20 protein-coding genes and 1 tRNA gene are annotated in these 20,719 nt (G+C 65.8%); 7 read left to right on the top strand and 14 right to left on the bottom strand.

The window, feature by feature from the left end:
* Positions 1–217 precede the first annotated feature (217 nt).
* The 4 genes from CHB86_RS14740 to CHB86_RS14725 form a co-directional block, all read right to left on the bottom strand.
* On the bottom strand, positions 218–1,714 hold the full coding sequence (locus tag CHB86_RS14740; protein ID WP_089233819.1) for an ArnT family glycosyltransferase: 1,497 nt from the start codon (positions 1,712–1,714) through the stop codon (positions 218–220).
* Complete coding sequence (locus CHB86_RS14735; RefSeq protein ID WP_089233818.1) at positions 1,686–1,997, bottom strand: lipid-A-disaccharide synthase N-terminal domain-containing protein; 312 nt, start codon at positions 1,995–1,997, stop codon at positions 1,686–1,688. Before CHB86_RS14735 ends, CHB86_RS14740 begins: the two co-directional genes overlap by 29 nt.
* On the bottom strand, positions 1,990–2,736 hold the full coding sequence (locus tag CHB86_RS14730; protein WP_089233817.1) for a glycosyltransferase family 2 protein: 747 nt from the start codon (positions 2,734–2,736) through the stop codon (positions 1,990–1,992). Before CHB86_RS14730 ends, CHB86_RS14735 begins: the two co-directional genes overlap by 8 nt.
* An 87-nt stretch (positions 2,737–2,823) precedes the next feature.
* A complete protein-coding gene (locus CHB86_RS14725; RefSeq protein WP_089233816.1) occupies positions 2,824–3,900 on the bottom strand; it encodes a LacI family DNA-binding transcriptional regulator in 1,077 nt (358 codons plus the stop codon).
* A gap of 163 nt (positions 3,901–4,063) precedes the next feature.
* Between CHB86_RS14725 and CHB86_RS14720 the strand changes: the two genes are divergently transcribed.
* Both CHB86_RS14720 and CHB86_RS14715 read left to right on the top strand, forming a co-directional pair.
* Positions 4,064–4,140, top strand: a tRNA-Arg gene (locus CHB86_RS14720).
* A 140-nt stretch (positions 4,141–4,280) separates the two neighbouring features.
* Positions 4,281–4,541: a hypothetical protein gene (locus CHB86_RS14715; RefSeq protein WP_089233815.1), complete on the top strand. Its 261-nt coding sequence runs from the start codon at positions 4,281–4,283 to the stop codon at positions 4,539–4,541.
* An 81-nt stretch (positions 4,542–4,622) separates the two neighbouring features.
* Here CHB86_RS14715 and CHB86_RS14710 read toward each other — a convergent pair whose 3' ends face one another.
* From CHB86_RS14710 to CHB86_RS14670, 9 genes are all read right to left on the bottom strand, one after another.
* Positions 4,623–4,868 (bottom strand): hypothetical protein, encoded by a 246-nt coding sequence (locus CHB86_RS14710; protein WP_089233814.1) that lies wholly within the window; start codon positions 4,866–4,868, stop codon positions 4,623–4,625.
* A gap of 249 nt (positions 4,869–5,117) precedes the next feature.
* A complete protein-coding gene (rfbA, locus tag CHB86_RS14705) occupies positions 5,118–5,984 on the bottom strand; it encodes a glucose-1-phosphate thymidylyltransferase RfbA (protein WP_089233813.1) in 867 nt (288 codons plus the stop codon).
* A 113-nt stretch (positions 5,985–6,097) separates the two neighbouring features.
* Positions 6,098–6,961: a dTDP-4-dehydrorhamnose reductase gene (gene rfbD, locus CHB86_RS14700; protein ID WP_089233812.1), complete on the bottom strand. Its 864-nt coding sequence runs from the start codon at positions 6,959–6,961 to the stop codon at positions 6,098–6,100.
* Positions 6,958–7,998 carry a dTDP-glucose 4,6-dehydratase gene (rfbB, locus tag CHB86_RS14695; protein ID WP_089233811.1) on the bottom strand — a complete coding sequence of 347 codons (1,041 nt, stop codon included), beginning with the start codon at positions 7,996–7,998 and terminating at the stop codon, positions 6,958–6,960. Before rfbB ends, rfbD begins: the two co-directional genes overlap by 4 nt.
* A 3-nt stretch (positions 7,999–8,001) precedes the next feature.
* Positions 8,002–8,565, bottom strand: coding sequence for a dTDP-4-dehydrorhamnose 3,5-epimerase (gene rfbC / locus CHB86_RS14690; protein ID WP_342747472.1), 564 nt, complete (start codon positions 8,563–8,565; stop codon positions 8,002–8,004).
* A gap of 102 nt (positions 8,566–8,667) precedes the next feature.
* A complete protein-coding gene (locus CHB86_RS14685) occupies positions 8,668–9,450 on the bottom strand; it encodes a metallophosphoesterase family protein (RefSeq protein ID WP_176442887.1) in 783 nt (260 codons plus the stop codon).
* Positions 9,447–10,049, bottom strand: coding sequence for a rhomboid family intramembrane serine protease (locus CHB86_RS14680; RefSeq protein ID WP_245837981.1), 603 nt, complete (start codon positions 10,047–10,049; stop codon positions 9,447–9,449). The genes CHB86_RS14685 and CHB86_RS14680 overlap by 4 nt, the downstream gene beginning before the upstream one ends.
* Positions 10,050–10,283: 234 nt before the next feature.
* Positions 10,284–11,666: a hypothetical protein gene (locus CHB86_RS14675; RefSeq protein ID WP_141134903.1), complete on the bottom strand. Its 1,383-nt coding sequence runs from the start codon at positions 11,664–11,666 to the stop codon at positions 10,284–10,286.
* A gap of 30 nt (positions 11,667–11,696) precedes the next feature.
* Positions 11,697–12,296, bottom strand: a complete 600-nt coding sequence (locus CHB86_RS14670) for a polysaccharide biosynthesis/export family protein (protein ID WP_245837975.1) — start codon at positions 12,294–12,296, stop codon at positions 11,697–11,699.
* Between the two features lie 325 nt (positions 12,297–12,621).
* Between CHB86_RS14670 and CHB86_RS14665 the strand changes: the two genes are divergently transcribed.
* The 5 genes from CHB86_RS14665 (at position 12,622) to CHB86_RS14645 (ending at position 18,445) form a co-directional block, all read left to right on the top strand.
* Positions 12,622–13,446: a flagellar motor protein MotB gene (locus CHB86_RS14665; RefSeq protein ID WP_089233806.1), complete on the top strand. Its 825-nt coding sequence runs from the start codon at positions 12,622–12,624 to the stop codon at positions 13,444–13,446.
* Between the two features lie 98 nt (positions 13,447–13,544).
* Complete coding sequence (locus CHB86_RS14660) at positions 13,545–14,855, top strand: flagellar hook protein FlgE (RefSeq protein WP_089233805.1); 1,311 nt, start codon at positions 13,545–13,547, stop codon at positions 14,853–14,855.
* 27 nt (positions 14,856–14,882) lie between these two features.
* On the top strand, positions 14,883–16,340 hold the full coding sequence (flgK, locus tag CHB86_RS14655) for a flagellar hook-associated protein FlgK (protein WP_089233804.1): 1,458 nt from the start codon (positions 14,883–14,885) through the stop codon (positions 16,338–16,340).
* Between the two features lie 3 nt (positions 16,341–16,343).
* Positions 16,344–17,348 (top strand): flagellin N-terminal helical domain-containing protein, encoded by a 1,005-nt coding sequence (locus tag CHB86_RS14650; RefSeq protein ID WP_089233803.1) that lies wholly within the window; start codon positions 16,344–16,346, stop codon positions 17,346–17,348.
* Entirely contained in the window at positions 17,348–18,445 is a 1,098-nt protein-coding gene (locus CHB86_RS14645; protein ID WP_089233802.1) for a flagellar basal body P-ring protein FlgI, read from the top strand. The genes CHB86_RS14650 and CHB86_RS14645 overlap by 1 nt, the downstream gene beginning before the upstream one ends.
* Before the next feature lie 297 nt (positions 18,446–18,742).
* Here CHB86_RS14645 and CHB86_RS14640 read toward each other — a convergent pair whose 3' ends face one another.
* Positions 18,743–20,641, bottom strand: coding sequence for an acyl-CoA synthetase (locus tag CHB86_RS14640; RefSeq protein WP_089233801.1), 1,899 nt, complete (start codon positions 20,639–20,641; stop codon positions 18,743–18,745).
* Positions 20,642–20,719 lie beyond the last annotated feature (78 nt).

The raw sequence follows: 20,719 nt of genomic DNA, 5'->3' as shown, positions 1-20,719 counted from the left end.
ATATGGCGATTGCCGTAGCGACTGCTCTGGTCGCCATCTTTCGTTGCTGCTCAGGCATTCGTGGCCCCTGCCCCGCCTTTCGTATCATTGCAGTCACTATACATGTTGTCGCGGCATGGCAAACCGGCGAGCGTGACTGAGTCGCAAAATGTGTGGTTTTCGCGAAGCCGCGGCAGCGTCACCACGCCGCCGCCCCGAACCCGTGCCAGACAGGGTTTCAGCGGTTCGTTCTCAAGCACTCCGCATCGACCAGGAAGAGCTGTTGCGGCCGTCCCGCATAGGCGCCATCGGCCGGCGCGATCCGGCCAGCGGGGCGCGCCTCGCAGCCCTCGAGCCGGACCCTCTCGTTCTTGGTGACCAGGAGCACGTCGCCGACGACACTCTCGGGCAAGGAATACTTCAGCACGTAATGGTTCGGCGCCCGTCCATCCCTGGGGCGCGCAAAAACCGGCAGGGTGCTCTCGCGCCCGTCGTGGAACAGCCCGGCGAGGATGTCCCGATCGTCGGCCACGACAGCGACAACGCCCTCGGCCTCGGCGGCGGCAAGGATCGCGGCGCTCATCTCGGTCCGGCCGAGATAGCGCTCCAGCAGGAAGTTGCCATCCGGCCCCGCGCGCCAGCCGGTGCCCCAGACCGAGGCCAGCGGCAGCAGGATCGCCAGCACCAGGTGGAAGCCCATGCTGCCCCACCGCCACCCGGGGTGCTGGCCGAGCAGCCAGGGCACGACGATCAGCGTCCCCGCGATGTAGGCCGTCGCCGCCCAGTTGGGATAGGCCTCGCTCAGCAGCGCCTGGGTGCAGACGATGGCGAGGATCGGCAGCGAGAAGAGGAGCAGCAGGCACCGCTCGGCCGGTGCGCCGCGGAACCGCGCGGCGAGCCACAGGAGCGCGCCGAACAGGACCGGGCCGAAGACGATGAACTGGTTGGCCAGGAACTCCGCCAGCCCTGCGAAATTGAGCTGCGCCCGCTCACCCGGGTCGCGCACCCAGTCGGCATTGTCGAGCGTGTGCTCGACGGTGCTGAGCCCGTTCATCAGGTTCCACCAGACGTTGGGAGAGATCACCACCGCGAAGGCCGCGAGCCCGGCCAGGGCCGGCGCCCAGCCGGGCCGCCCCTGCCACATCGCCAGCGCCGCGAGCGCGGCGCAGATCACGTAATAGATCGCGGCGTACTTGGCGAGAAAGGCGACCCCGAGCGCTGCGCCGGCCAGGGCCGCCCAGAGCACCGAGCCGCCGCGGTCCAGTCCGCGCAGCCAGGCCCAGAGCGCCAGCGTCAGGAAGGGCACCATGATCGTGTCGGTGGAGATCAGCAGGCTGCCAACGACCACCATGGGCAGCGTAATATAGCTCGCCGCCACCCAGATCGCCGCCACCCGACCGAAACGCGGGGCCGCGATAGCGCCGAGGATCAGCGCGGTGGCGGCATGAAAGAGCGGCGCTGGCAGGCGCACCCAGAACGGTGCGTCGGAGCCGCCGATCTCGGTCGCGGCGCGGATCACCCAGCCGATCAGCGGCGGCTTGGAGTAATACCCAAGCGCCATCTCCTGGCCCCAGAGCCAGTATTGTGCCTCGTCGACAAAGAGGTCCGTCCGGTTCAGGCCGAGCAGCAGCACCCGCAGGGCGGTCACGCCCAACACGATCAGCGCGGCGGGCAGGAACCAGCCTTCGGCCTCGCTTGCGGCGGGTCTATTCGGGCTGGCGGCGACGTTCGGCATGGATCAACCAGAGATTGCGGCTGTAGATGAACAGTCCGGTGGACTGGCCGAGGATGAAGACCGGATCCTTGCGGAACAGCGCATAGGCCAGGAGCACGAGACCGCCCCCGATCGAAAGGTACCAGAAGGCGAGCGGCACGATAGAGCGGCCGGCCCGTTCGGAGGCGATCCACTGGACAAGGAACCGCGCGGTAAAGAGCAGTTGCCCGCCGAGCCCGACGATCACCCACCAGAATTCGAACCAGCTGTCCACGGCCAGCCATTTGAACATGGTCTCAACCATCGGCGTGCTCCTCGGCGACGGGGCCGGCCTCCACCGCCTGCGCCTTCTTGCGGCGGCGGATCAGCCATGCGACGGCCAGCAGATCCGGGATCCCCACGATGGCGCGGCGGAAGTTGGTGTAGTTCGACTGCCCGGCCTGGCGTTCGCGGTGGCTCACGTCGACCAGCGCCACTTCCCAGCCGTCCCGGTTGAACAGGGCCGGCAGGTAGCGGTGCATGTGGTCGAAATAGGGAAGCGCGAGGAAGGCGTCGCGGCGGAATCCCTTGAGCCCGCAGCCGGTGTCGCGTGTGCCGTCATGCAGCACCCGCGCCCGAAGCCCGTTGGCAAAGCGTGAGCCCCATTTCTTGCTGAACGTGTCCTGCCGGGCCACGCGCTGCCCGGCCACGAGGCCGAGCTTGCCGGTGCTGTCCTGCTTCAGCGGGATGAAGAGCTTCGGCAATTCCTCTGGCGGGTTTTGCCCGTCGCCGTCGAGCGTGCAGATGATCTTGCCGCGCGCGGCCCGGACACCGTTGTGGACGGCGGCGCTCTGACCGGCCGAGCTGGCGTGATTGAGAAGCCGGATCCGCCCGTCGGCCGCGGCCAGCCGCTGCGCGATCTCGGCGGTGTCGTCGGTCGAGGCGTCGTTGACGACGATGATCTCGTAATCCTCGCCCGCGCAGGCCGCCGCGATTCCGTCGAGAAGAGGCGCGATGTTCTCGCCCTCGTTCTTCATCGGGATCACGATCGACAGGTCGGTCATCGGGGCCTCGCGCTGCGCCGCCCGGACGCAGGACCGGACGTGGGCGCGTTTAACTCCATCCCCCGGCCCATGTCCATGAAGTTGGCCTCAGCCGCGGCGCAGCGTGTCGCCGTAGGTGAGTTTGGGCATCAGGACGATCTGCTCGCTGCCGAGGTCCGGATCGCCCTTGTCGCCGGTGCGCTCGGCGATGATCCGTGCCGCGGCCTCCCCGACTTCGCGCCGGCAGGAATCCATCGTCGCGAGCTTGCGCGGCAGGCCGTCAAGCAGTTCCACCTGGTTGAAGCCCGCCATGCCGATCTGGCCGGGAATGTCGATCCCCTTCTCGAGGCAGTAAAGCAGTCCGCCCGCGCCGATCAGGTCGTTCGAGTAATAGAGGAAATCGAGGTCCGGGGACCGCGACAGCATGGCCTCGGTCATCTCCCGGCCCTTGGCGAAACCGGAACCGCCTTCGTAATACTCGTGATCCTCGACCTTCAGCCCGGCCTTTTCGAGCGCCTCGGTGAACCCCTCGTAGCGCTTCCGGGCGCGGTGGTCGCGCGGCATCTTGGTGCCGAGGAAGCCGATGCGCTTGTAGCCTTCGTCGATGATCGCCTGCGCCATTTCGCGTCCGGCCCGCTTGTGCGAGATCCCCACCGCCGAATCCACCGGCTCACCGTCGACATCCATGATCTCGACCACCGGGATGCCTGCGTTCTTCAGCATCGCGCGGGACGCCTCGGTCCGCTCCAGCCCGGCGATGATCACCCCGGAAGGCCGCCAGCTGAGCATTTCGTAGAGGACCTTCTCCTCCTGCTCCGGCTCGTAATGCGTCACCCCGAGCACCGGCTGAAGCTCGGTATCCTCCAGCACGTGGGAGATCCCGTTCACGACCTCCGGAAAGACCATGTTGGACAGCGACGGGATGATGACGGCGACGAGGTTCACCCTGCTCGAGGCGAGCGCGCCAGCGATCTTGTTGGGCACGTAGCCGAGCCGCTTGGCCGCGGCCAGCACCCGTTCCCGCGTCGCGGCACTCACGTCGCCACGGTTTCGCAGCACCCGGCTGACGGTCATTTCGCTCACGCCCGAGGCCTCGGACACATCGCGCAGGGTCAGGGGCCGTCGGGACTCGCCGCGGCCCGGCGCATGGGTGGGATCGGGGGAACGCTGATCGTCGTATGTCATGCAGATCTGTTAGCGCCAAATTTCCCTGTGGAAAAGCGCTGCATTGCAGCCGGGGATATTAGTCGCACATGCGCCCGGTGCGGGCGCCCCAGCCCTTGTCCGGAGCCATTCGCGGCGATTTCGTCTTGTGCAAACGCCCACGATCCGGCACCTAAAGGCCACCGACCCCGTGGCTCAACTGGATAGAGCAGCCCCCTCCTAAGGGGCAGGTTGCAGGTTCGAATCCTGCCGGGGTCGCCATCTTGCAGGCACCGGCATCTCCCCGCGAAGTACGGCTTCATCCGTCGCCTTGCACCGCGCAATGGTGATTGCATGATGGTTGCAAAACGCCACCTTGCCTCGTAGATCATTGGACTTGCCCCAACGAGCGGACCAGTCCCATGCCGAAGTCCAAGGTGAACACCAAGGCGATCAACCTGCGGATCGAGATCGAGCACGAAGACCTCGTGCGCGATGTCATCTCGCAGATCCGTACCGGCGGGCCCGGGTTTCGGACTGCGCTCGAACAGCTCCTTGCAGACGAAAGCGCGGCGCAATACATGCCTGCGCGGGAAATCCACGCCCGGTTCTCCCAACTTGAGCAGAGAGTGAAGGCGCTCGAAGCGGCAGAGGCCCGCGAACACGGCGGCGAGGCTTCCTGAAACGTGTAACGCCGGCCCGGAAGAACCGGACCGGCGCCACGCTCAGAGCCCCGGAGGTGAGGGAACCGAGCCCTGCCCGTCTCAGCCGTTCCAGGTCCAGCGGAACTGCGCGTCAGCCGTTGCGGTGATGCGCATCTCCGGGCTGTTGACGACCTCGATCTTGTAGGCGCCGGAGGTGTCGAAGACCTCGAACCCCTCCCAATCGCCACCCGCGTTGCGGCGCTCGAGCTGCACCGTGCCGCCTCCCGGGGCGACATCAAGGGTTGCGGGCTTGGCCCAGTGGGGAAACGCCTCGGTCACCAGTGCGGCAGACTGCCAAACGCTCATTGCCGGTTCCTTTCATGCCAGTTGTGTTCCGTTGCCAGCCGAGTGCGTTGGCCCGCCCAAGACACCCGCGCTCGCCCCGGAGGGACGGCTTCGGGGTTGCCTCGTCGTGGAGGCCCGCATCGGGCCGGCCGTCGGCAGCTCTTCCTGCACGTCTTTGAAAGCAGGCCGAGAATCCATCAGAAGCCTCAACAAGACCCTGATGCAGCAACCGGTCCGGTCATCTTTCGTTAACGGTCACGCCGCCGAGGATCACTCCAGCAACTGGCGCAGGTAGTCGCCATAGGCGGTCCGGGAAAACAGCCGGATGCGCTCCGCGAGCGCCGCATCATCGATCCAGCCCTGCTGCCAGGCGATCTCCTCCGGGCACCCGGTCTGCAGCCCCTGTCGCTCGGTCAGGGTGCGCACGAAATTGCCGGCGTCGAGCAAGGAGGCATGGGTTCCGGTATCCAGCCAGGCAAAGCCGCGCCCCATGATCTGAACGTCGAGCGCGTCTTCGGCGAGGTAGGTCTCCAGCAGTTCGGTGATCTCAAGCTCGCCACGCGCAGAGGGTCGGATGTTCCTGGCTCGGGCCGGCGCGTCCCCATCGAGGAAGTAGAGCCCGGTGACGGCGTAGCGCGAGGGCGCCACCTGCGGCTTCTCCACCAGGCCGGTCGCCCGGTTGCCTTCGAACCGGACGACGCCGTAGCGCTCAGGATCCGCCACGCGATAGGCAAAGATCGTGCCGCCGCGCTCCCGCTGAATGGCCGATTTCAGAAGCTCCGGCAGGCCGTGACCGAAGAACAGGTTGTCGCCGAGGATCATCGCCGAAGGCGCACCGTCGAGGAAATCCTCGCAGAGCACATAGGCCTGCGCCAATCCCTCCGGCGCGGGCTGCTCGACCCACGTGATCTCGATCCCGAACTGCCGCCCGTCCCCCAGCAGCCGCTGGAACTGGGGCTGATCATGCGGCGTGGTGATGATGGCGATCTCGCGGATGCCCGCCAGCATCAGCACGCTCAGCGGATAATAGATCATCGGCTTGTCGAAGATCGGCAGCAGCTGCTTGGAGACGCCGAGCGTGATCGGGTAGAGCCGCGTGCCGGTGCCCCCGGCGAGGATGATGCCCTTGGTCTTCATTGGCCGCTCCCCGATGCCGCCCCTGCCGCCCGGCCCGCCGGATCGCTGCGCGGGGCCCTCGCAACCGGTCTAAGGGGTTTCGCGGCAAGTTGAAACGCCGCGTGAAGCGGCGACTAGCCCGTCGCGATTTCCGCCAGCACCTCTCGCAGTCCGTCCCGCCAGTCCGGGCGGGCGATGCCGAAGCTTTCGGCGAGCGAGGTGCAGTCGAGGCGCGAGTTCAGCGGGCGTCGGGCCTGCGTGGGGAATTCCGCGCTCGGGATCTCGCGCACCCTCACGTCATGACCGGACAGGCGAAAGATCTCGCGTGCGAACCCAGCCCAGGACGTGTCGGGCGCGCCGCTCAGGTGATGCACGCCACTCCGGAAATCCGGGCCAGCGCTCGCCCGGGCGAGTGTCATCAGGGCCTCTGCCAGCGCGGCAGCGGGGGTTGGTCCGCCGATCTGGTCGGAAACGACCGCGATCTCCGCCCGGCTCTCCGCAAGCCGCAGCATCGTTCGGACGAAGTTCGTCCCGTGAGCTGAAAAGACCCAGCTCGTGCGGAGGATCACGTGAGTCCCGCCAGCATCGGCAATCGCGGCCTCGCCGTCGAGCTTGCTTCGGCCGTAGGCATTGACCGGCGACGGCACATCCCCAGGGCACCAGGGCTGCGCGCCCGTGCCGTCAAAGACGTAATCCGTCGAAAGGTGCAGGAGCGGCAGGCCACTCTCGGCCGCGGCACGGGCGATCTCACCGGCCGCCTGTGCGTTGATGCGCCCGGCGAGCTCCGGCTCGTCTTCCGCCCGATCCACGGCGGTGTAGGCGGCGGCGTTGATGACCACGTCGGCATCGCTGCGCGCGATGGCCCGGGCACAGGCACCCGGCTCGGCAAGGTCCGCCTCCCCCCGCCCGAGCGCGATCATCTCGCCCCCCGCCGAGGCCGCCGCCCGGCGCAGCGCCAATCCGACCTGCCCGGACCGGCCAAAGACCAGCAGCTTCATGTCCCCACGCCCAACCGCACACCGACGCCCGGCCTGTCCCGGAGCGCCTGCCACCACGCCTCGTTGTCGAGATACCAACGCACCGTCTGCTCCAGCCCGCTGTCGAGCGAATGGCGCGGCGCCCAGCCCAATTCCTCACGGATGCGCGTCGCGTCGATGGCGTAGCGATGGTCATGCCCGGGCCGGTCGGGGACGCGGGCAATCAGCTCGGAATACGGGTTTTCGCCCGGCCGGAGCCGGTCGAGGATGGCGCAAAGCGTCTCCACCAGGTCGATGTTGCGAGCCTCGGCACTGCCACCGATGTTGTAGCTGCGCCCGACCCGACCCCGCTGCATGACCAGCAGAAGCGCCTCGGCGTGATCCTCCACGTGAAGCCAGTCCCGCACGTTGTCTCCGGTGCCGTAGACCGGGATTGGCGCGCCCTCCAGCGCCGTGAGGATCACCACGGGGATCAGCTTCTCCGGGAACTGGAACGGACCGTAATTGTTCGAGCAATTGGTCATCACCACGGGCAGGCCGTAGGTCTTGTGCCAGGCCCGGACGAGATGATCGGCGGCCGCCTTGGACGCCGCATAGGGGCTGTTGGGCGCATAGGCCGTCGTTTCGCTGAAGGCGCCGGTCGGGCCGAGCGAGCCGAAGACCTCGTCGGTGGAGACATGGACGAAACGGAAAGCGTCCGGCGCGCCATGCCCCTCCCAATACGCCCGTGCGGCTTCCAGCAGCGTGAAGGTGCCGGTGATGTTGGTGCCGATGAAATCGGCCGGACCGTCGATCGACCGGTCAACATGGCTCTCCGCCGCGAGATGCAGCACCGCGTCGGGCCGGTGGCGGGCAAAGGCATCGGCCAGCGCCGCGCCGTCCCGGATATCGACTTGCTCGAAGGCATAGTCAGGACGACCCGCCACGCTGGCAAGGCTGTCGAGACAGGCGGCATAGGTCAGCGCGTCGAGGTTGACGACCGCGTGCCCCTCGGCAATCGCCTGCCGCACAACCGCCGAACCGATGAACCCCGCCCCGCCCGTCACCATTAGTTTCATTGCTCAGCCCTCGAACCGGAACGGGGATTGGAAACCGGCAAAGCCCGGCGCGGCCTTGTCCCGCTCCGACAGGATCGGCGTCTGGCCGTCGAGGCCCCAGTCGATCCCGATGTCCGGGTCATCGAAGCGGATCGCGCCCTCGGCCTCGGGCGCATAGGAATCGGTGCATTTGTAAAGGATCTCGGTATCCGGCTCGCGGGTAACGAACCCATGCGCAAACCCTTCCGGAATCAGCATCTGGCGGCCGTTCTCCGCGCTCAGCTCGACGCCGGCCCACTTGCCATACCACGTTGAGCCGCGCCGGATATCGACCGCCACGTCCCAGAGCCGCCCGCGCCCGCAGCGAACCAGCTTGGCCTGGGCCCGCGGCGGACCCTGGAAATGCAGGCCGCGCACCGTGCCAGCGTCGTGGGACAGCGAGTGGTTGTCCTGGATGAAGGTCAGGTCGATCCCCCGGTCGCGCAGAAGGTCCCGGTTGTAGCTTTCGGAGAAGAAGCCCCTGGCGTCACCGATCCGTTTCGGCGTGAGCACCAGCACGCCCGGCAGCGCGGTTTCTTCGATCAGCAAACCCGTATCCTCGCCCCTGTCGCGATATCTCGCCCTCATCTGCCACGAATTGCCCGGCGCAAACAGGGGGCGCGCGCCCGAAGTCGCTCAGAAGCGCCGGGATCAGGTCACCGAGAGGAAACGTGGCATCCCGTCGCCGAGCACGGCCGCGGTTAGCGGGCCACCGCGGAAGGCGGCGGTGTCGATCGCAACATGGCGGCCGGCCACCCGCGGCTCCGGCACCGGCGTATGGCCATGAACAACCCAGCTACCGTCCCGCCGCGGCACGATCTTGGCGGCAGGGCGGCCCCAGAGCAGGACGTTCTCCTTCTGGGCGATCATGGCGCGCAACGGATCCGTCTGGCCATGCACGGCAACCACGTTGCCCGACCGCCACCAGAGCGGCAGGTTGGCAAGCCACCCGAGAAGTCCCGGCCCGGCTGCCTCGCGCAGTGCGCGCGCCCGCGCCGCGGTCCGCTGCCGAAGATCCACCTCCGCGAAGGACGGCACACCGAAACTCGCCATGGTCTCCTCGCCGCCGTAGTCCAGCCAGCGCTGCGCAAGGCTGGCCGGCGCGCTCAGGAAATCGAGCATCATCAGGTCGTGATTGCCCATCAGGCAGAAGACGCGGTCGCTGTCGGCCTCCTGCAGCGCCTTTACCCTGCGGAGCACCCCCGCCCCATCCGGACCCCGGTCGATGTAGTCGCCGAGGAACACGATATCGGCCGTGCGTCCATCCCGGTCCTCCTCGATACGCTCCAACAGCCTTTCGAGCTTGGCGTCGCAGCCGTGAACGTCGCCCACGGCATAGGTCAGGTTCTCGGGCTCCGGCGGTGCGTCGGCCGCCGGGTGATGGTCCAGCCGCTCCATCAGCGCGGCGGGCAGGAGATGCGACAGGAAACTCATGCCGCCGACCTCCGGTTCAGGCCGACCGCCACGCCCCATCCGGCGATGAACCCACCCAGGTGGGTCTCCCAGGCGAGCCTGCCGGCGAAGGCGACGTACATCAGCACGTTGATCACGACGAGGCCCGCGAGCAGCCGGCGCGTGGCGCGGAACGAGGCCGCCGTCGTCGGCCGCGAGAGCCAGATCCAGGCGCCGATTGCGCCGGCAAGACCGAAAAGCGCCCCCGATGCCCCCACCATCGGCAGCCCCGAGCGCGAGAGCAGCGCAAAGGCCGCACCGCCGACGATCTGGGAGATCACGTAGATCCAGAGAAACCCGCCGGCACCGGTCCGGGCGATCACGACTCGTGCCAGCGACCAGAGCGTGACCATGTTCAGCGCCAGGTGGACCGCTCCGCCGTGCAGGAACCCGTAGCTCAGGAACATCGTGGCGGGCTGGAGCGCGAAGTTCGGCGTCCAGTTGCCCAGAAGCCCGGGCCAGAAGGCCCCATAATCGTAGGCAAGAATCCGCAGATCAGGCCGGCCGAGCACCCCGAGGTCGGAAAGTTGCAGCACCGCTTCGACCAGGCAGCAGGGCACGATGATGGAGAGCAGAATCACTCTCTCCCCATCGGACATCGGGGCCGGGTCTCGGAGGTTCACCTTCATGTACCGATGATTGGTGCTTCCCCCTGCCTACTTCAAGAAAACATATCGTTTATGCATCTCCGCGCGAACAGTCCGTCACATTCATATGGATTGTTTCCGGCCCAGAAGGGAGGGCCAAAACCCGGGGGTTCCGAGCAAGGCCGCGCCCCGACTCGCTCGAACCATCCAAAAGTGTGTCAAGTCCCCTTAAGGTCGCAGGGAGAAGCGACGGTCGATCGTGGCGAAGATCTGGTTCGACGTCATCGTGTCGTCACCGCCGTCGACCGAATATTCGTGGATGTAGCCCGCCACGAAGCTCCAGTCCCGATCGAGATCGTGGAAGTAGGACAGCCCGGCGCTCGCATACCGGCGATCGTCGGTATCGTCGTCGAGCCCCTCGGAGGCCGAGGTGCCGACCGAGACGCGGAAGCCGGAGACCGCGGTCACCTCCTGCAAGAACGTCGCGGACAGGCGGCTGAACAGCACCTCGTTGTCGTCGTCGTCCGTCTGGACCCCGTTGTTGAACGACAGGCTGAACACCGAGTCCCGGTTCTGCCGCGTCCATTCCAGCGATCCCACGGGGTTGGTATGACCGCTCTCGGTGCGGGTGACGCCCAGCGAGAAGTCGAGCAAGCCGTCTCTCAGCTCCATTTCGCGCCCCGCCGAAAGCGTCGTCCGGTATCCGCCACCGTCGAGCTCGCTCGACAGCGAGACCCGGTTGGTCCCGTTGTTGCGGTCCTGGAAAAGCGCCAGGTCGATTGTCGGCCGCTCTTCGGTATCGGTCACCCGCTCCCCGTCGCGGGTCCGAGTTGTCTCGTTGATAGAGTGGCTGAGGGTGCCCCGAAAGGTCAGCGTCGGATCGATCTCGGCCAGCAGGCCGATGCCGAACGAGCTGTTGGTCTCGTCGTTCTTGATGTCGTCGATGTCGTCCCGGTCCTTGTAGGCGCCGGTGACCAGCAGCCGCGCCGTGCGGGTCAGCGCGAATCCGAGCTCGGCCGAAACCGCGACCGTGTCCTGGTCCGTCAGGTCGGGATCATCCGAGTCCAGGAATCGGCGCTCCGCATAGGCCAGATCGCCCTCGAAACTGACCGGCGCATCTTTCCCGAGCGAGAGCCCGGCGGCGAATTTCAGGTCGCGGCGCGTGCCCTGGTCGATGATCAGGTCGGTGCTGTTCTCGATCTCCGTGATGTCGAGCCCGTTGTCCGTCTCGCGCAGAAGCAGCGATGTGGTGAAGTCGGAGGCGACCCCGTCACGGCCGTAGGCAAGGCTCAGGAAGGGGTTGATGAACCCGCCGTTCTCGTCGGGATCCTCGCCGAATTCCCCGAGTTGCAGCCGCCCGCCGATCGACGCGTCGAAGGATGACACGTCGGTCTCGGACGAATAGCCGAGTGTCACGTCGCTGACCCAGAGGTAGGTGTCGCCGGATGGCGTCTCGAGCCGCTCGTAGTTGTCATTGGCCAGAAAGCCGGTGCTCAGGTCGAAGAAGAGCTCCTCGCCCAGTTCCCGTGCCTGCTGCGAGCTGGCGACCGCGGCGAACATGGAAACCGTTCCAACAACCACCACGCGTGTCGACCAGGTCACCGCCGACATTCTGCTCACCCATCCCCCGCGCATGGACGTCTACTCGAACAGGCGGCGTTCGGGGACGAGCAGGACATCGCCCTCGACGAGTTGCGGGTCCATCGTCATCTCGGCCCCGCGGGAGATCGCGCGATAGTTGATCTTGTACATGCGCTGCTGCTTGTTGGCGTCTTCGCGGCGCAGCTGCAGGCGCTTGGTCGCCGCGTACTTGGTGAACCCGCCGCTCTGCGACAGCAACTGCAGCACCGTGGTGCCCGGAAGCACCGCCTTCGGCCCTGGCGCATTCACCTCTCCGACCAGGTAGACCACGAAGCTGTTGTCCGCCTCCTCGATCGCCGGCGCCGTTGGCGCGAGCCCTACGACGGACACAAAGACCGTCGGGGTCACCGAGAAATTGCTGGCGATGCTGCTCGCGATTGAGCGTTCGACCTGCTCGGCCGTGCGGCCCGCCGCGGTCACCGCGCCGACCATGGGGAAGCCGAACTTGCCATCGGGAAGAACGAGAACCTGCCGGTTCAGGGTGGAATCCTCGAGGATTTCCACCGCGAGCTGATCGCCCGGCTGTATCAGGTAGTTTCCTTGTGCCGCTGCCGGGAGAACCCCCAGCACGAATGCGACAAGAGCGAGTATCACCCTCATGAGCATTGTGACTGCCTCGATTGTTTTGCGCTCGGTGCCATCTATCGGGCTGTTTTCCGGACGCAATCTGCCTCTTCTTAGTCCGGTTACACCAAATCCCCCGATACCGTCAGAAAAAACGCAGGAATCCCCGGCCTCCGGCCTCCAGTGTTGCAAACGGGAAGCTTTTCCTTCGAATTTCGGAGCTTAGGCGCCCCGAATCGCTTCATTCAGGCAGCCGGACGGGTTCGCAAGACCGCCTCCAAAGCAGTGCCAACCAGCCTCAAGCTTTCCTTTACCGGCGGGGTGTAACCCTCGGTTCCGGGTGTGAGACAAAGGTGGTGGTATGAGCGCAGGACCCAACGCGCCGGTCATCATCAGACGCAAGAAGGTGGTGGCCGGCGGTGGCCACCATGGCGGCGCATGGAAGGTGGCCTATGCCGACTTCGTCACCGCCATGATGGCCTTCTTCATGCTGATGTGGCTGCTGAACGCGACGACGGAAAAGCAACGCAAGGGCATCGCGGACTATTTCAGCCCGACGATCCCCCTTAACCGGGTGTCCGGCGGCGGGGACGGCAGCCTCGGGGGCGATTCCGTCTTCACCGAGGACACGCTGGCTCACAACGGCATCGGCGCGACGAATCGGGCTCCAACGCTCCGGGACGCCGGCGCGTCCGGGCAGATGCACAGCGAGGAGGACGCGGCCCTGAAGGAGCTGGAGTCGATGCTCCTCGGCGGCGGCGGAGAAAGCATGGCCGACGACAACACGCTGCGCCACATCGTGACGCGCGTCACCGACGAGGGGCTGATCGTCGAGCTCTTCTCCCTCGAGGGTGATCCCTTGTTCCAGGCCGGCTCCGAGGCTCCGATGCCCGTCCTCAGGGATCTGGTCGCGCTCGTCGGGCGTGTCTTTGCCTTTTCCACCAACAAGGTGGCAATCAAGGGCTTCAGCCGATCCCACGCCGTGGTGCTCAAGGTCAACCCGACCTGGGACCACTCGCTCGACCGCGCGGAAGCCGTGCGGGAGATGCTCTCGGAGCGGCTGGGCGATTCCCGGATGGAGCGCGTCAGCGGTCACGCCGACCGGCACCCCGCGGTCGGCAACCCGATGTCGATGCGCAACGACCGGCTGGAGATCGTCCTTCTCCGCTCCGGAAGCGGGGGCTGAGCGGCATATGTCGGGGCCTGTCCGCCGTTAGCATCACATTAAGCGGACCATGCCCATAGTGCTCGACATTCCCGGTCGCAGCAGCAGAAGGGCGCACCATGACCATTTCCTCTTCCCTCAATGCCGGCGTGGCCGGGCTGGCCGCGAACGCAAGCCGGCTTGCCACCATCTCGGACAACATCGCCAACTCCTCGACCTACGGCTACAAGCGCGCAGAGGCCGATTTCCACTCGATGGTCATCGAATCCGGCAGCGGGACGTATTCGGCCGGCGGCGTACGGGTCACGACCACCCGGATGATCGACGAGGCCGGCGCGCTGGTCACGACCTCGAATTCGACCGACCTCGCCGTGCGCGGGCGGGGCTTTCTGCCGGTTACCACCGAATCCCAGGTTGGCACCGACAATGGCGATGTCTCGATGCTGCTGACGACCACCGGATCGTTCCGCACCGACGAGGACGGCATCCTCAAGACCGAGTCGGGCCTGGTCCTGCTCGGCTGGCCTGCGGCGGTCGATGGTTCGATCCCGGACTACGCCCGCGACACGGCCGACGGGCTCGAGCCGGTGCAGATCAACGTCAACCAATACGCCGGCGAACCGACGACCGCGATGTCCCTTGGCGTCAACCTGCCGGCGACCGAGACCGAGGCCGGCGCCGATGGCTCCGCGCTGACCCTCCCGGTGGAGTACTACGACAACCTCGGCACCTCGCAATCCGTGACGGTGACCTTCACACCCTCGGTTCCCGCGCTGGCGACCGACCCGGCCACCAACACCTGGACCATGACCCTGACGGATTCGGCACAGGCCGGCGCCACGATCGGGGAATACACGCTGGTCTTCGACGACACCCGCGCAAGCGGTGGCACGCTTGCGTCGGTCACAACGGTCAGCGGCGGCGCCTACGACGCGGCGACGGGCGTGTTCGACGTCAACGTTGCGGGCGGGCCGATTTCGATCAACATCGGTGCCGTCGGCACCGGCACCGGCCTGACCCAGCTCTCCGACAGCTTCGCCCCGACCGCCATCAGCAAGGATGGCTCGCCCGTCGGCAACATGACCTCGGTCGAGGTCGACGCCAACGGCTACGTGATCGCGAATTTCGACATCGGCATCTCGCGCGTGGTCTACCAGATCCCACTCGTCGACCTTCCCAACGCCAACGGCCTGATCTCTCTCGACAATCAGACCTACACGACCTCCAACGAGAGCGGCAGCTTCTTCCTGTGGGACGCCGGAGACGGCCCCACGGGCGATATCGTCAGCTACGCGCTCGAGGAATCCTCCACCGACGTGGCGGGCGAACTGACGGATCTGATCCAGACCCAGCGGGCCTATTCCTCCAACGCCAAGGTCATCCAGACGGTCGACGAGATGCTCCAGGAAACGACCAACATCAAGCGCTGAGCACGCGCATAAGCGAGGTGGTTCACCATGTCCCTGTCCGGCTCCCTGTCCAACGCCCTGTCGGGCCTGACGGCGGCATCGCGCGCGGCCGAGATCGTCTCGTCCAACGTCGCGAACGCGATGACCCCCGGCTATCAGAAGCGCGAACTGGTGTTGTCTTCCAACGCCGTGGACGGCGCCGGCGCGGGCGTTCAGGTGGACGGCGTGCTGAGACTGGTCGACGAGCGGTTGGTGTCTGACAGGCGCATCGCCCAGGCCGGCCTCGCCAATGCATTTACCGAGGCAGCGGCCTGGTCGCAGATCGAGGCAGCAATCGGCCTCCCAACGGAAAGCGGCTCGCTTGCATCGAAGATCAGCGCCTTCGACGCCGCACTGATCGAAGCATCAAGCCGGCCGGATCAGACGGTCCGCCTGGACGCAGCCGTCGAGGCCGCCTCCGATCTGGCCGATCACATTCGGTCAGCTTCGGGCGACATCCAGCAGATGCGCATGGACGCCGACGCCGACATCGCCTCGATGGTGGCGCAGCTGAATTCCGATCTCGAGCAGGTCCAGACGTTGAACTGGCAGATCTTCAAGATGGGAAACTCGGGCCAGGATGTGTCTGGCCTGCTGGACCAGCGTCAGGCCCTCGTCGACTCGATCGCCGAGGTCGTTCCCGTTCGGCAGGTCGCCCGGGACGGCGGCCAGATCGCGCTCTTCACGACCGGAGGCACCATCCTGCTTGACGGTCCGGCGGCGGAAATCGGCTTTACCGCAACAAGGACAATCACGCCGGATATGACCTACGGCGCTGGCTCGCTGTCCGGCCTGACCCTGAATGGCAACCCGCTCGACATCGGCGGAACCTACGATCCCGTCGGCGGCGGCAAACTGGCGGCCGCCTTCGACATCCGAGACGGGATCGGCGTCGAGGCGCAGACCGAACTCGACGCCCTTGCCCGCGACCTGATCGAACGGTTTCAGGATCCATCGCTCGACACCACGCTCGCGGCCGGCGACGCCGGCCTGTTTACCGACGGCAACGGCGCCTTCGACGCGGCCAATGAGATCGGTCTCGCTGCCCGGATCGGCCTCAACTCCGCCGTCGACCTGGGCGATGGCGGCGAGAGTTGGCGCCTCAGGGACGGGTTGGGCTCTGTTTCCAGCGGCGATGTCGGGAACGCGACACTGCTGTCGGCGCTGACCGAGCGCCTGAACGAGAACCGCATCACGGCCTCCGGCGCCTCCGCCGGCCTCCAGCGATCGGCCAGCGAACTCGCGTCCGACGTTCTGTCGCAAATCTCGCGCCAGCAGCAATCCGCCGAGACCCGGCAGGGTTTCGAAGCGGCACAACTCGACGCGATTTCCACGGAAGAGGCGCGCAACGGCGTCGATACGGATGACGAAATGCAGAAACTCCTGCTCATCGAGCAATCCTATGCCGCGAATGCGCGCGTCATACAGACGATCGAAGAGCTTATGGATCAGCTTCTGGGGATCTGAACAATGGCTGTGAATACCGTCGGCGACCTCGCGATGAGCTACATTTTCAGAAGCCGGAACGCCCAGCTCAAGGCGGACATGGTGCGCTTCTCGACCGAGCTATCCACTGGCCAGGTGGCATCTGTTTCGGAGGCCGTGAACGCGAATTTCGGTCCCGTCTCGGCCATGGAACACTCCCTCTCGCAACTGGAAGCCTATCGTCAGTCCATCAGCGAGTCGGCCGGACTTGCCGGAGCCATGCAGTCGTCTCTGGAGACGATACGTCAGTCGGCGCTTGCGCTTTCGACGGACCTGTTGACCTCCGGCAGCACCAGCAGCGCGGTCCACCTGGACGCACTCGGCGCATCTGCGGCCCAGGCATTTCACGCCGCGGTGAGCCAACTGAACACGAGCTACGGCGGCAGGGCCCTGTTCTCGGGCGCCGCAACCGACCGCGCCGCACTTGCCGACAGCCACGCGATCCTGTCCGCTCTCGAAGTCGCAGTGGCCACCGAGACCACCGCGTCCGGAGTGAAGGCCGCCGTCGATGCGTGGTTCGATCCGGGAGGCGGGTTCGACACGATCGCTTACACCGGTTCGCCTACCCCACTCGCACCGATGCAGGCCGGCGCCAACCGCGCGGTCGATCTCGACGTCACCGCCGCCGACACTGCCATACGGGACACGCTCAAGGGGCTGGCACTGTCTGCCCTTATGTCCAGCCCGCCACTTTCGGAGGCGCCCTCCGAACAGGCGGTCATGGCGAAAACGGCAGGCGATCTGCTGCTCCAGGCGAACACCGACCTGCTGCAGACTCAAGCACGGATTGGTGTCGCGGAAGAAACGCTCGAGGATGCGAAAACCAGCAACTCGAGCGAGATCGCCGCGCTGGAACTCGGCCTCGCCGAACTCCTGTCCGTGGATGTCTATGAAAGTGCGACCAAGCTGGAACAGGCCGAAAGCAGCCTGGAACTGCTGTATGCGCTGACGGCCCGGAGCGCCCGACTGAACCTCGCGGATTACCTCTGATGCTACGTTGTCTGGTTTTTCTCTTCGCCATCATCGCCACGCCGCTCTCTGCCGGCCCGGTGCGGATCAAGGATCTTGTGGAATTCGACGGTGTCCGCGGAAATGACCTCGTCGGATATGGCCTCGTCGTGGGATTGCACGGCACGGGCGACGGCTTGCGAAACTCGCCGTTCACCGAGGAGATCATGGCAAACATGCTCGAACGTCTGGGTGTGAACGTCGCCGGCGAGCAGTTCCGGCCGAAAAACGTTGCGGCGGTCTTCGTCACAGCGACGTTGCCGCCCTTCGCACGCTCGGGAAGCAGGATCGACGTCTCGGTCTCCGCGATCGGCGATGCAAAGAGCCTGATGGGCGGCACACTGATCATGACGCCTCTCACAGCCGCCGACGGTCAGATCTATGCGGTCAGCCAGGGAACGGTGATCGCCGGCGGCGTCCAGGCTGAAGGCGATGGAGCGAACGTGGTGTCCGGCGTGCCGACGGCGGGCGTGATTCCTTCAGGCGCTCGCGTGGAGCGCGAGATCGATTTCGATTTCTCCGGCCTGACGACGATGCGACTTTCATTGCGGGATCCGGACTTCACGACGGCGCAGCGTATAGAGAACGTGATCAACGGCGCTTTCGGCCGCGCTGTCTCGCGCATGCTGGATGCCGGCACGATCGAACTCGACATTGGCGCAACCCGGGCCGGCTCTCCCGCCCGGGCGATCAGCCAGTTGGAAAACCTGCGGGTCGAGCCGGAACGCCGGGCCCGGGTGGTCGTTGATCAACGGTCGGGAACAATTGTGATGGGTGACGACGTCAGGATCTCTCGCGTGGCGGTGTCTCAGGGGAACCTGACACTACGGATCGAGGAAAGCCCTGTCGCCGTGCAACCAAACCCATTTGCCGAGAGGGAAAGCCTGGTCCTGCCGAGAACCAACGCGGAGATCGTGGAGGAGCCGGGTATCGGCCTCGCGGAAGTACCGGGCGGCACCTCGCTAGCCGAGGTCGTGGCGGGGCTCAACGCGCTCGGCGTCGCGCCAAGGGATCTGATCGACATTCTGACCAGCATCAAGGCTGCCGGCGCCCTCCATGCGGAGTTCATCGTCCACTAACGGAATCAGCCGCCGTCAAGGCCATCTGTCGGGATCGGTGCGGCGGGCATGCCCCGGACGAGAGGCGAGCTGTACCACAAGCAAACAAGACCAGCCCGCAGGCGATGCCAGCGAGCCAATTCGAGGAGGTTCGCTGCCGTTCTGCAGTCCGGACGAATACGCCTACTGAGCCAGAACCGACAACATCGCCCTATGGCAGGGGTTAGCTGGCAGCACTGCCCTCGGCCCGTGCCTCGGCCCCAAGGCCGCTCCGGCGACCTTGGGATCGGTGGGGGCACACATCTGCGACGGCAAGGCTTAATCGCTGCCCGAGGCGTACCACTCCCAAGGCTGGGAAAAGTTGCCGAGCAGGTGCGTCACGGCCTCGTCATCGACGTCGCCCTGACGTTCGACAAGCGCGAGCAGACCCCGACGTTTGTCTTCATTGACCTTGACCACGGTCGCCGCGATCCCGGCCTCCTTCAAGGCCGCGTTGAAGACCCGCGTGATGGCCATCTTGCGCAGCTCGGGTTTGAAAACCTTGCCGACCGCCGTCTTGGGCAGTTCCGGAAGGACCTCGAGATATTTCGGGATGGCTGCCCGCTCGGTGATGCGCGGCCGGATGAACTCCATCAGCTCGTCTTCCGTGACCTTCGCGTCCTGGACCAGCTCGACATAGGCGCAGGGCAGTTCGCCCGCGAAACTGTCCGGCTGCCCAATGGCGCCGGCGAACGCCACGGCGGGATGCCCCGCCAGGGCTTCTTCGATCACGGCCGGATCGATGTTGTGCCCGCCACGGATGATGAGGTCTTTTGCGCGACCGGTGATCCAGAGGTAACCGTCTGCATCGATCCGCCCTAGGTCGCCCGTTCGCAGGTAGACGTCGTGGTGGAAGAGATCGTGGTTCTTGTCGGCTTCGGTATAGGTAGAGCCCGCATAGACCCCTGGATTGTCGATGCAGATCTCGCCAACCTCGTCGGTAGCGCATTCGCGTGGGCCGTCCGGCGTATGCTGGAGGATCTTGACGTCGGTATGCGGGAACGGAATCCCGACCGACCCGATCTTCTTGTCTCCCTCGACAGGGTTGATCGACACAAGGCAGGTCGCCTCGGTCAGACCGTAGCCCTCGATGATTTCGACCCCGGTTGCGCGTTCAAACCGATTGTAAAGTTCGACCGGAAGAGGGGCGGATCCGGAGAACGCCTTTTCCAGCGTGGAGACATCGGCATTCACGGGCCGCTGCATCAGCGCCGCGAAAGCCGTCGGCACACCGATCATGAAGGTGACCTTCCAGCGCTCCACGAGCTTCCAGAAATTGTCGAAGACACCGTCGCCGCGATAGCCTTGCGGCGTAGGAAACACCACATGCGCGCCCGAGGCGATCATCGACATCAGGATCGGATGCACCGCGAATACGTGGAACAGCGGCAACGGACAGAGCACGTTGTCCTGGTTGCTGAACAGCAGGCGGTTCCCGAGCCAGCCGTTGTAGATCATCCCCGAATAGAGATGTTGCGCGACCTTGGGCATGCCGGTGGTGCCGCCGGTGTGGAAATAGGCCGCCACCCGGTCGCCAGTGCTGTCCGCGAATGTCAGGCGATCGGCCGGCTGTTCGGCCATCGCCTCGTTGAAATCCCGGATCCGCGCCGTGTGCTCGACGGTCATCTTCGGACGAAGGAACGGCACGATCCATTTCTTGAGCCCGGTGAGGTAGCGCAGCAGGTCCACCTCGAGCACATGCTTGACGTTGGGCGCGTGATCCACGGCCTCGGCGGCCTTTTGCGCAACGTCGGATTTCGGGAAGGCCTTCAGCGTCACCAGGACCTTCGCGTTGGTCTCCCGCAGGATCGCGGAGATCTGGTCCGGCTCGAGGAGCGGGTTGATCGGGTTCACGATCCCGGCAACCATCCCGCCGAGCAGGGTAAAGACGGTTTCGCTGCAGTTCGGCAGCAGGAAGGCGACGACATCCCCTTCGCCGACCCCGAGCGACCGGAAAAGGTTGGCCGCCTGGGTGGTCCTGGCGTGAAGCTCCGACCAGGTGAAGGTTTCAGCCGGAGCGCCCGGACTTGACAGCAGCTGGAACGAGACGGCCGGCCGGCTGCCGTGATTGTCCCGCGCAGCGCTCAGGAATTGGTACATGGTGGTCGGAACGTCGCGTTCCTCCCACGGCATCTCGTTGTCGATCGCATCGCGATCGGCGACGGTCGCAAAGCTCATCCGGTGTCCTCCCTCGTCGTGCCAACTCCCGCACGTCCTGTGACTTGGGGCGATTGAACTATCCGCCGCAAGTCTGAC

The sequence above is a fragment of the Tropicimonas sediminicola genome (assembly GCF_900188335.1).
GTDB lineage: Bacteria > Pseudomonadota > Alphaproteobacteria > Rhodobacterales > Rhodobacteraceae > Tropicimonas > Tropicimonas sediminicola.
Note: the sequence above shows the minus strand (reverse complement) of the source record. Positions and strands in the feature narration are given on the sequence as shown.